Annotated in this window: 12 protein-coding genes; 8 read left to right on the top strand and 4 right to left on the bottom strand. The window is 56.9% G+C overall.

What is annotated here, in order from left to right:
- A partial coding sequence (locus I9185_RS15420) for a hypothetical protein (protein ID WP_210093493.1) occupies positions 1-230 on the top strand: 230 nt, incomplete at its 5' end.
- A 366-nt stretch (positions 231-596) separates the two neighbouring features.
- Here the strand turns inward: I9185_RS15420 and I9185_RS15415 are convergent.
- Together I9185_RS15415 and I9185_RS15410 are read right to left on the bottom strand one after the other, a co-directional pair.
- Positions 597-1,706, bottom strand: a complete 1,110-nt coding sequence (locus I9185_RS15415; RefSeq protein WP_171636590.1) for a ParB N-terminal domain-containing protein — start codon at positions 1,704-1,706, stop codon at positions 597-599.
- Positions 1,703-3,010, bottom strand: coding sequence for an AAA family ATPase (locus I9185_RS15410; RefSeq protein ID WP_171118234.1), 1,308 nt, complete (start codon positions 3,008-3,010; stop codon positions 1,703-1,705). The genes I9185_RS15415 and I9185_RS15410 overlap by 4 nt, the downstream gene beginning before the upstream one ends.
- Positions 3,011-3,706: 696 nt before the next feature.
- Between I9185_RS15410 and I9185_RS15405 the strand changes: the two genes are divergently transcribed.
- The 3 genes from I9185_RS15405 to I9185_RS15395 all read left to right on the top strand — a co-directional run bounded on the left by I9185_RS15405 (position 3,707) and on the right by I9185_RS15395 (position 6,044).
- Positions 3,707-4,177: a DnaA N-terminal domain-containing protein gene (locus I9185_RS15405; RefSeq protein WP_245223588.1), complete on the top strand. Its 471-nt coding sequence runs from the start codon at positions 3,707-3,709 to the stop codon at positions 4,175-4,177.
- Positions 4,178-4,217: 40 nt separating this feature from the next.
- Complete coding sequence (locus I9185_RS15400; RefSeq protein ID WP_210093491.1) at positions 4,218-5,357, top strand: aminotransferase class I/II-fold pyridoxal phosphate-dependent enzyme; 1,140 nt, start codon at positions 4,218-4,220, stop codon at positions 5,355-5,357.
- A 78-nt stretch (positions 5,358-5,435) separates the two neighbouring features.
- Positions 5,436-6,044 (top strand): XRE family transcriptional regulator, encoded by a 609-nt coding sequence (locus I9185_RS15395; RefSeq protein WP_171636584.1) that lies wholly within the window; start codon positions 5,436-5,438, stop codon positions 6,042-6,044.
- Positions 6,045-6,098: 54 nt separating this feature from the next.
- Here I9185_RS15395 and I9185_RS15390 read toward each other — a convergent pair whose 3' ends face one another.
- The gene (locus I9185_RS15390) at positions 6,099-6,869 is read right to left on the bottom strand and encodes a transporter substrate-binding domain-containing protein (RefSeq protein ID WP_210093490.1); all 771 of its coding nucleotides are present in this window, start codon (positions 6,867-6,869) and stop codon (positions 6,099-6,101) included.
- A gap of 122 nt (positions 6,870-6,991) precedes the next feature.
- Here I9185_RS15390 and I9185_RS15385 point away from each other — a divergent pair, with 122 nt between their 5' ends.
- Genes I9185_RS15385 through I9185_RS15370 form a run of 4 tightly spaced genes read left to right on the top strand, consistent with a single transcriptional unit; the run spans position 6,992 to position 9,902 of the window.
- Positions 6,992-7,732, top strand: coding sequence for an amino acid ABC transporter ATP-binding protein (locus I9185_RS15385; protein ID WP_171614720.1), 741 nt, complete (start codon positions 6,992-6,994; stop codon positions 7,730-7,732).
- Between the two features lie 9 nt (positions 7,733-7,741).
- The gene (locus tag I9185_RS15380) at positions 7,742-8,500 is read left to right on the top strand and encodes an amino acid ABC transporter permease (protein ID WP_171118222.1); all 759 of its coding nucleotides are present in this window, start codon (positions 7,742-7,744) and stop codon (positions 8,498-8,500) included.
- Positions 8,501-8,511: 11 nt separating this feature from the next.
- Positions 8,512-8,847 carry a carboxymuconolactone decarboxylase family protein gene (locus I9185_RS15375; protein ID WP_171636580.1) on the top strand — a complete coding sequence of 112 codons (336 nt, stop codon included), beginning with the start codon at positions 8,512-8,514 and terminating at the stop codon, positions 8,845-8,847.
- A 5-nt stretch (positions 8,848-8,852) separates the two neighbouring features.
- A complete protein-coding gene (locus I9185_RS15370) occupies positions 8,853-9,902 on the top strand; it encodes an aromatic ring-hydroxylating dioxygenase subunit alpha (RefSeq protein ID WP_210093489.1) in 1,050 nt (349 codons plus the stop codon).
- A 3-nt stretch (positions 9,903-9,905) separates the two neighbouring features.
- On the opposite strand, the gene I9185_RS15365 is transcribed toward I9185_RS15370, so the two are convergent.
- Positions 9,906-11,009: a hypothetical protein gene (locus I9185_RS15365; protein WP_210093488.1), complete on the bottom strand. Its 1,104-nt coding sequence runs from the start codon at positions 11,007-11,009 to the stop codon at positions 9,906-9,908.
- Between the last annotated feature and the right edge of the window lie 26 nt (positions 11,010-11,035).

Below are 11,035 nucleotides of genomic sequence, written 5' to 3'. Positions count from 1 at the left end.
GAGCATGCGCTACCAAAACTAAGCTTGACCTGACAGGTGGGAACAAAGTTTGCGACAGAACCCATGCTCGGGTCAACAACTTGGCAATACCCAAGAAACCGTTTCCCAAAAATTATCGTGTCGCAATCCCCATACCTGCTTTACGCGCAAAAACAGACTATTTTGATCGTTACTTTCGTCATTCCATCAAATTTCAATTAAACCTGATAAGTACCGCTTATCAGATGTGATTGATTTCCCGCCGATTTGCGCGCAGAGTGGCCGCAATGTCACCCGTGTTCTCGCGTCACATATTGCAAATTGCAATCTCGAGCCAGAATCGAGACTCCTACCGTGACCTGAACGTACGAACCCGGACAAGACGCCGTGATGTTAGGCCCCGACAGCACTCCGCGAAACCGACTGTTCCAGAACCAACGTTAATGGCTGACTCCACATGCCTCGACCTCAAGCCCCTGCCCCACCGGTTTCAGGTCACAGCTTCAAGGCAAGAAGACATATGGCAGGAATCCACTGCTGAGAACGCCCTGGCATTTGCGACAAGACAACGGCGCCGGATTCGACCGGCGCCTTTTCTCAGACCTTCAAACCAAACCTTACCCGTGGGTAAGATCGTCTTCCTCGGGAAGAGCATCGATGAAAGCAGCTATTGCCGCCTCAAGTTTGCTGCGATCAACACGCGTAAAGTCCAAATCATATCTCAACTCAATTCGACCACTGGATGCCGAGCACTTGGCGATCCCTGCCCGCCCTGATACCTGAAACGTGGTCTTTGCACGTCGTGGTTTATCGGCGCTTTCAACCGGAGCCTTCTTCGCCACGCTTGTTTCCGGCGCGCCCAGAAATGACCTGAGGATAGCAACCTCACGCGCTCCGTCACGGTCCGGCTCGCTCATGACCGCGGCACTCACCTGGCGCACCAAACCGGGCGTTGCATCCAGTTTGCGCTTCAGCTCTACGCCTACGTTGCGCGGAATGTCGTTCGGATGTTTCAGAACCTTGTCCAACATCATCAGCAAACTGGCAAATGACCTAATGTAACTCCGCTTTGTGTAACTGGCGGATTTGAACAGCGTGGACACCGCCTTGTCTACATCCGGGCAATCATTTGCCGGGTCCTCGGCATACGCGCGTGCCAAAGCACCCATTTCCGCAAACGAGATATCCTTGCGGATCAGGTTCTCATCCACCATGCGCCGGTAGCTGCTGTCGAGATCGCCCGCCTCTGAAATTCCGGCTGGAATTCCGGCATAGGACTCATCGCCCGTTTCTTCATATAACGCCCGATAGGCAGACAGGCGCCGCATCCCCTGGATCAGTTCAAATCGTCCATCTGAGCGTCGCTCAAGTCGGATGGGGTTGGACAATCCAATTTCCTGAATTGACGCTTTTAGCTCGTCCAGTTCCGGATCCGGCCCTGGTTTGCGATCCCGCGTCAGCTTTTCAAACAGAATGTCATCCAGTGCTACGCGTTCGGTCACAAGACCTTCGGAACGCAGGCGCACAAGTTCATGCGCAAGACGATCGTTTTCTGCTCGAATGGTTTCTTCCGTCGATTGCTGGTCGCGCAGCGCATCGGCATTTTCCGAAATGGCCGCAGCCATCGGGCCCCGCCGCTTTTCAAGAACCTTGTCCGGAACCTTGCCGACAGGAATGTCATCCATTGCAGGCAGGTCGATATCAAACATTCTGCGCTTGCGGCTCATGCGTCATCCTCCAGCTTGTCCCAGGCAGACAGCATCACTCCCCGGAATTCTTCGTAAACATTGTCGAATGTCGAGCGGGCCCGACGCCAGGTTTCACGGGTCATCTCTCGGTAATCCATCTCGTAAACCGAGCTCAAAAAACGGCCGGATTGTTCGACCGCGCGGGTCATTTCAACAGGGTGCTGGGCGACGTGGTCTCCGAAAACCTTCTGAAACGCGTCGAACATCGCCAGATGCAACGCGTTTCCGGGCTCGTACCGTGTAAGCAGGAACCGCAGCTCGCAGAAGGTTTTGGGAAGACCAATCTTACCCGTGGGTAAGGTTTTGTCGAACCCGTAGGCCAGGTCCTCCAAAGCTTCTGCCAGCTGACCTATAAAGGACGTGGTCGAGTCGTATTCCCAGTATCCCGGTCCGGACGGGATGTACAACATGTCTGCCGCGAACACCGCGTTCATGGACTGATACCCAATGGCCGGCGGGCAATCGAACAGAATCAGGTCATAGGCGTCGTCGGGAATTTGATCCAGATACCGGGACACTGCGGCAAAGAAAGACCATTCAGGGTTCAAGTGGCGATACTGTGCCGAGGCAAATTCGACGAAGGCTGCGTTCGCGCAGGAAGGGATCGCATCGATGGTGGACCAAGACGTCCGTCTGATGAAATCGCTGATCCGCAGATCTCCAAGCCCCATATCGGTGATCGCCGGGGGCAATTCCCGGCGGGGCAGGGCGGTGCCGGACTCGGCCGCGGCAGGCCGGTTGTTCATGCGCTCGGTCTCGCGGATCAGGTCACGCGCCATGATCCCCCAGACAGTGTAATCCTCGGCGACATCGGTCAGTCCCATTGAATGGCTCAGCGTGGCCTGCGGGTCGAAGTCAACGACAAGAACACGGTACCCATCAAGCGCGGCGGCATGCGCAAGATGCAATGCCACCGTTGACTTGCCCGCCCCGCCCTTGAAGTTCGCCACGGCTGCACGAATAGCCCGCTTGCCCTCGGGACGCGGCGGCATGAGGGACTTGCGGTTCACCTTGAGCCGTCGCCGCAATTCATTCACCTCTTCCAGGCTGAACCAGCGCTGCCGCCCCTCGGGCTCGACCTCGCCTCCGGGCAGAGACGGATCAGCGGCCAGCTTTCCGCGAAAGGTTGACTGGTTGACCCGGAATATCAGCTCGGACACTTCCCAGCTCGAAAACCGGCGGAGTGTCTTCTCCATCTCCGGGCTAAAGGTCTGCTGACGAATCCACCCCTGGAGTTTGAGAGATTGATTGCGCAATGCATTCAGGTCTTCGTGCGTGTACATGCCTCATGTCTCTTTGTTTGGAACGTAAATTTATGTTCGTTTCTTTTTTACGCCCGATTTGCGCTTTACGCAAAAGAAAATATGATGAAACTCAAATCTTACCCACGGGTAAGAAAATAAGGCCCTGCAAGGCCATCGCCGATTCGGCAGTGCTGAAGAAGAAGGGTGGCGATTCGCAACACGTCCTCAACCGTATTTAGGGGGGCATTCTTCCAGGACCGGCGACATATAGGGGGACATAACAGGCAAATAAGGGGTCATACAGAATGTCCCCCATCACCAATACTTCACCAGATTTCTTTTATTTTTTGATCTGGATTGGCGCAATTTTCTGACCTGTTTCAGACTCTTCTTGACAGAATCGAAGCTTTGGACGCTAATTAGGCCAAGATGACGAAAAGCGTTGGCAAACAGCGCAAGAACGGCGGGACACACCCGTCTGAGGCAGACAGAGCGGTGAGAACGGGTATGCAGCTGGCTAGACCGGTCGGGCGAAATGCGGCGGCCTTAAAATACGATATACTTTCTGCGCTCACCATATATGCGTTGTCAGGCGACAAGCATCGGCAACGCAGCGTACTTCGTATCATCGCATTGATCACGACACGATATAACTGGCGAAACAACGAAGTATCGATTGGGCGCGAAGAAATTTCGCGCCTTTGGTCAGTGAATGAAAGGACTGTAAAGCGCGAAATGGCCAGATTTCGCGCATTAGGTTGGGTAACGGTCAAACGGCCTGCTGCACGGGGTCGGGTCGCGGTCTATGAAATCGACCTCAAACAGATCATGATCGATACACAGGAGGTCTGGTCGATCATAGGTTCCGATTTCCAGGCCCGGATGACCGAGGATTCTGAGCCCGTTACAAATGTCGTGCCTTTCGCGGCAAAACCCCAGGGGCCAGAAATCGACACCCCCGAAGCCAAGCCCGAGGATGTCTGGTCGCAGGTGCAGTCAATCCTTCACGGGCGCGATCCCGAGTTGTGGACAAGTTGGTTCCAGCATCTGTCCGAGTCGGAAAGGGCAGGGGGGCGCGTCATTTTGGTTGCCCCCTCGCGGTTCATGGCTGATTACATTGCACAGAAGTGGACGGCACGTTTGCTGGCCGCCTATAGCCGCGTCGATCCCAGTATCAGAACGGTTCATGTAAACGCAGCCGATTGAGGCTGTCAGGTGCGCAGCACGGCCCAGCAAAGGATGCATCATGATCAACCGAAATTTTCAACCATTTCGGGTCGAACAGTTCCTGTCCGAGACGGAACACGGGGTGGTCTTCAATTTCTCGGAAAGCGGCGTTCATCCCATGTCGTTGCAGGGATTGGTAGAACTGGCCGGGATTGATCTCGGCGCTCTGCTGAAGACGATGATCGACTATCCGCAAGTCAATGGAAAGAAATCCCTGCGCGACACTGTCGCAGGCTTGTATCCGGGGGCCACGGCAGATGGGGTATTGGTCACGGTCGGCGCAACCGAAGCGAACACTCTGGTGGCCAACACCTTGTTGGAGCCCGGCGACAATGTTGTGTGTTTCCGACCGACCTATGAACAGATTTCAGGAAACGCCGCCAATCTAGGCAACGAAGTGCGTTGGGTAGATCTGATCGAATCCGAAGAGTGGGCCATAGACGCAGAGGCGCTTGAGCGGGCGGTCGATGACAGGACCCGCATCATCCATGTGGTGAACCCGAACAATCCAACGGGCCGTATTCTGACCGAAGCGGATCGCGCCCGTATCGTATCGGCTGCCGAGCGCGTTGGCGCCTGGATCGTTTCAGACGAGGTTTATGCCGGAACCGAGCGGGAAGGTGACACAGAAACCCCTTCGTTCTGGGGAAGTACGGACAGGGTTCTTGTGGTGAATTCCATGTCCAAGGCCTATGGGCTTCCGGGGCTGAGGCTGGGATGGCTGGTTGGGCCCGAAGACATCATTCAGCACTGTTGGCGGCGGCACGAATATGCCTCGATCGCGGCATCCATGTTGTCGATGGAGCTGGCGGACAAGGCGCTTGCCGAACCGGCACGGTCCAAGTTGAAGGCCCGCGCGCGCCGTCTGATCCGCACGGGGTTCGACGTTCTGACGGAAGAACTGGCGCGGCATCAGGGGGTGTTTTCCGTTGTACCACCTCAGGCGTCGGCCATGTCGTTCGTGCGGTTCAATCTACCGATCGCATCCGAGGCGTTCAGCATGCGCCTGTTGCGCGAAAAAGATGTGCTGGTCATTCCGGGGTCACGGTTCGGGGTCGAGAACCATTTTCGGTTCAGCTCGGCCCTGCCCGAAGATCATCTGCGCAACGGGTTGGCAAAGTTGAATGATCTTACAGGAGACATCCTGAACGGACGCTGAGAGTTTGCCGCCGAACTGGTGCGAGTGGTTCGGTGACATTTCTTTTGCCTTTTTCATACGTGTCGATAGGCTTCGCAAATGGAAGATTCACCTGTGCTTTCCGCCGAAAAACCGCCGCTGGATCACCTGGTCGGGGCCGCAGTGAAAACGCATCGCGCGCTGGCCGGATTGACTCTGGCCGAACTGTCTCAGCGGTCCGGCGTGTCCACGGCGATGATTTCCAAGATCGAGCGCGGTCAGGTGTCAGCCTCACTGGCGACGCTTGAGGCCCTGGCCGGCGGAATCGGCGTTCCGTTGATCAACTTCTTTGCCGGCACGGTTGAACGCACGGATGTGTCATTTGTGGCTGCGGGTGAAGGTGTAACCGTGCAACGGTTGGGCACCGGTTTCGGGCACAGTTATAAGCTGATCGGTCGGGCGGAAGCGAAACATGTCAGTTTCGAGAGTTTCAGCGTTACATTGGAAGGTCCGTTGGACGAACGCCCGCTTTACCAACATCAGGGTGTAGAATTCATCCACGTCACCGCCGGCGAGATGGTCTATGGCTGCGGTGAAGCCGCTTATCACATGCGGCCGGGCGACAGTCTGAGTTTTGATTCAAACGCCACTCATGGGCCGTTGGAGTTGAAAACTGACACGGTCAGCTTTGTCACCGTGGTTGCCAAGGCCGTGTCGGGCGACAACTGAAAAACGCCCGGCGACCGGGCCGGGCGTTTGGGAATCAAGGTGATCCGAGAAGAGTCAGAGACCCCATTTCTTGCGGTTTTCCTCGAAGAACCCTTGCGCCTTTTTGACTTCGATCCAGTTGTTTACATAGTTGATCCACACCTGATCGGCCTGTGGCAGGATCATCGCGATGGGTGACGGCGAACGCGGGCCTGCGTTCTTCACGCGTACCACCGGAAATTTCGCCTCGAGGGTCGAACCTTCGATGTTCGACGTAATGAAGACATCCGCGCGTCCTGCGATTACTTCCTGAAAACCGCGGGCCGGGGCCTCGACCACCTTGATTTCTGCGTTCGGGAACCATTCGCTGACGCGCTTTTCGAACGTTGTGCCCAGGGTGGTCGCGACTTTTACTCCGGGCTGGTTGATCGAGTCATAACCGTCGAATTGGTCGGCCTTGTCCTTGGTCGTATAGGGGAAGAGTTCCACCGAAATATAGCTGTCGGAAAAGCCCGCGACCTTCATGCGCGGTGGCGAAATCGATGCCGATCCGGTCAGGTGATACTTGCCTGCCACCACACCGTTGACCAGTGTTTTCCAGTCGGTGGGGACATATTCGACCTCGACCCCCAGATCGGCGGCCAACTCGTTCATGATGTCGATGTCGTACCCTTTGTAGCTGTTGGTTGCAGGGTCGCGGAGCGACATGGGATTCCAATCGCCCGTGGTGCCCACCTTGAGCACGCCGGAATCCAGCACCTCGTTCAGTGCAGATTGCGCCTGCGCAGCGCCTGACAAGACAAGTCCAAGCGCAGCGGCTGCCGCAGCTTTCCAAAATGTGTTCATCGGTTTCTCCCGTTGGTGGCATTTCTACCTTGTGGCCGTATTCTTCATTGATTTAAGCCCAAAGGGAAAGATAACCTCAAGAAAATATTATACTGGGACTAAAAACAGGGGCAGTTCATCTTATGCCAGACGCCGCAATCGAACTTGTGGGCGTGAACAAGTGGTTCGACACGTTTCACGTTCTCAAGGACATCAATCTGACGGTCAACAGCGGCGAAAAGGTGGTGATTTGCGGGCCTTCCGGGTCAGGAAAATCCACCGTTGTGCGATGTATCAACCAGTTGGAAAAACATCAGAAAGGAACCATCCGCGTAGACGGGATCGAGTTGACGGATGACGAGAAATCCGTGGCCAGGATCCGGTCCGAGGTTGGAATGGTGTTCCAGCAGTTCAACCTGTTCCCGCATCTGACCGTTTTGGAAAACCTGACTTTGGGCCCGATCAAGGCGCGCGGTCTCGGCCGCAAAGAGGCAGAGGAAAAAGCACGTCACTATCTGGACCGGGTGCACATTCCCGATCAGGCCGACAAAAAACCCATTCAGTTGTCGGGTGGTCAGCAGCAACGCGTCGCCATCGCCCGGTCGCTGTGCATGGAGCCGCGCGTTCTGCTGTTTGACGAGCCGACCTCGGCACTGGACCCCGAGATGATCTCGGAAGTGTTGGACGTGATGGTCGAGTTGGCCAATGAGGGGATGACCATGGTGGTTGTCACGCATGAGATGGGGTTTGCCCGAAAGGTGGCCGACAAGATGATCTTCATGGATGCCGGTGAAATCGTCGAAGAAGGCAACCCCGAACATTTCTTCACCAATCCTCAGTCCGATCGGTGTCGCAAATTCCTGTCCCAGATCCTGCAACACTGAGAGCGGCCGATGAAAAAACTTCTTCTCATATTGCCTCTGCTTCTGCTGGCAGGCTGTTCGTCGTCACAGACCTGGGGCTGGTACGTTATCGATCCGACCACGGCCTCGGGGTGGACCAATGTGAAATTCCTGATCTCGGGGATGGGCGCGACGATCCAGATTTCCCTGATCGCCGCCGTTCTGTCGATCGTCATCGGATTGCTGGTCGCCCTGCCGGGATTGTCCGAAAAACGTGGCTGGCGGGTTGTGAACCGGGTTTACGTGGAGTTCATCCGCGCCATTCCCCTGTTGCCGATGCTGTTCTGGGTGTTTTACGGCTTGCCCATCGTGTTTCAGTCGATGGGTCTGAACATCCCCATCGATCCCTTTTGGGGGGCAATCATAACGCTGGCGATTTCAGACAGCGCCTTTACGGCCGAGATCTATCGCGCAGGTATTCAATCCATTGCGCGTGGACAACGCGAGGCGGCGCAGACCATCGGGCTGAACTATGTGCAGACCATGCGCTATGTGATCCTGCCGCAGGCGATCCGGCGCATTCTGCCGCCTTTGGCAAACCAGTTCATCTACATCGTCAAGATGAGCGCCTTTGCCAGCGTCATCGGGATGCAGGAACTGACCCGCCGTGCGAATGAACTGGTGGTGACGGAATACCGCCCGCTGGAAATCTATACCCTGCTGATTTTTGAATACCTGATCCTGGTTTTGATCATCTCAGCCGGGGTGCGCTGGCTGGAGCGTCGCATGGGCGCGGACGAGCGCGGATAAGGAGTGAAGAAATGAACTGGAAAGATTTCATGGCCGAGACCGAGGCCAATATCGGAACCTTCTCGAAAGAAGTGCCGGAAACCGTGCGCGGCTTTGGCATCATGGGCAAGGCGGCCAAGACTGACGGGGCGCTGAGCGAGAAAACCAAAGAGTTCATGGCGCTCGGCATTGCTATCGCGACCCGCTGCGACAGCTGCATCGGATTCCACGTGCGTTCGCTGGTTCGGCTGGGCGCCACCCGCGAAGAAATGTGCGAGGCGTTGGCCATGGCCACCTATATGGGCGGGGGGCCGTCCTATGCCTACAGCGCCAAGGCGCTCAAGGCTTTTGATGAGTTTTCGGAGTAAGAAACATGCGTCCTGATCTGGCCGGAGCAGAGGGGTTTATTCGCAACAGCTGGTACGTCGCCGGACGGTCCGAGGATTTTGGCCGCAGCCTGAGCGCCGTGCGAATGTTGGGCGATGAGATCGTAATCTATCGTGACACAGCGGGCAAAGCGATCGCGTTGGAGGATGCTTGCCCGCATAGAAAGCTGCCGCTGTCTCGGGGCACCATCGAAGGGGATCATGTGGTTTGCGGCTATCACGGTCTGACATTCGGCTGCGGCGGTGAATGTGTCAGCGCCCCGACACAGCTGGACAATCCTCCGCGCCGCGCCGCCGTGCATGCATACCCGGCCGAAGACCGCTGGGGATTTCTTTGGCTCTGGATGGGGGATTCGGACAAAGCCAGCACAGACGATATCATCGACATCCCCAATTTCGACAACCCGTCTTGGGGCAGGACCCGGACCGGTGCGATGGAGATGGCGTGCCACTACCTTTACATTATCGATAACCTGCTGGATCCAAGCCATGTGGCCTGGGTGCATCTGACCTCGTTTGCCGGGGCGGGAACCGACAACCGCCCGCTGGATCTTGAAGAAACCGAAAGCGGCGTCATTGTTTCGCGCTGGATCGCGGATGAACCCGCGCCGCCCTACTATGCGCCGATACTGCCGTTCGGGCCAAGTTGCGACCGCAAGCAGCATTACGAATGCCGTCTGCCGTCCACTGCGATCAACATGTCCATTTACACTCCGGCCGGAGAAGGAGGGGCGGATCGGCCGATGTCGCCCAATGCCTTTGTCAATATTTCGTACAACTTCATCACACCGGTAGATGCGGAAACATCTCGGTATTTCTGGTTCCAGCACCGCAACATGCACGCGGATGACACAGCCATGTCGCAGCGCATGTTCGAAGGCGCGGTCATGGCTTTCAACGAGGACAAAGAGGTTCTGGAACACGTTCAAACCGGCATGGCGCGGCGCAAGACCGGCTATATCAACCTCGGGCTGGACGCAGGCGCGATGCGGTTTCGCGCACGGGTTGCAAAGCTGATCGCGCAGCAGGCCGGCTGATCATCAGGCCGACAAGCGCCCGTTCGCGCCCTGGCCCACGTGTCGGGCCGGGGCGTCGAACACCGCTTTGATGCAGGGATACCGGTCGAGAATTTCAGCCCCACCGGGCAACAGATCGGCCCGGAGAACACCGGCATCCCAGATCGCAACGCCATCCACCCGGATCGTCGGGTCCAGAACGTTCAGCGAAATCTCACCCGGCGCGTAGTGCCCGCATGTGTGAAAGTGCAGCAGACGCGGATTGCCAAAGGCCGACCCGCTCCAACGTTCAAAATTGCTTCGGGCCGGGGTCGTGTAGGCGCAGCCCGGGTGGATGCCTGCGTGCCAGGAATGCATGGTCAGGGGGTCAAGGTCGAACATCTTGCCGACTTTTTCGTAATGCATCTGCGCGCAATGCACATCCATGGGATGGCCCTCAAAGCCGGTCAGGCGGTTGTTTTCGAACCGTATGGTCAGCGGTTCGCGCAGATCACAGCCGTATGGTTCGTAGAATTTCGAACCGGTGCCGACCAGAAACCCGTCCTGAACCAGCACTCCGGAAAACCCCTGCACGGGAACCGGGGCAAAGACCGACATCGGAAAACGCGCCACGCTGACATCCGCGGCACCTGCTGGGGGGAAGGCGGCGCCGGGGCCAGCGAAGTCGGTGCCCAATGGGCAGGTTACGTGGATGTGCCCGGCACTGGCCAGCAGCCGGTTGACCGCGTTTTTCAGTTCAACGAACCCGGTGTAGTTGGCGCGCCCAAAACCCGAGGCCAGCATTCCGGCGTCCAGCGCATATGACATGATGGGTCGAACGTCCCTCATTCCCGCGTCGAAACGAATCTGATCGCCGGTGCGGGACAGAAACAAGGTGCGATCCGCCGTTTCCATCGCCGTTTTCAGATCCGCTGGCAGCGATGAACCCATGGGATCAAATGCAAGGGTTCGAACTGCGGTCTTGATCCGGTTTTCCCGGGCGCAGTCCACGATAGCCTCGGTGATCTCGGCATCGTAATACCCGTTGGCCGCATCTTCGCAGACCACAAGCAACTGGTCGCCCGCCGTCAGGCCAGCGCATCTGAACAACAGGTTTTCGGCACCCGCCATAAGCTCTGGACTGTGCATTCGCGTCGATCCTCAACAAATCCCTC

It is taken from the genome of Ruegeria sp. HKCCSP346 (assembly GCF_017872595.1).
Lineage (GTDB): Bacteria > Pseudomonadota > Alphaproteobacteria > Rhodobacterales > Rhodobacteraceae > Ruegeria.
Note: the sequence above shows the minus strand (reverse complement) of the source record. Positions and strands in the feature narration are given on the sequence as shown.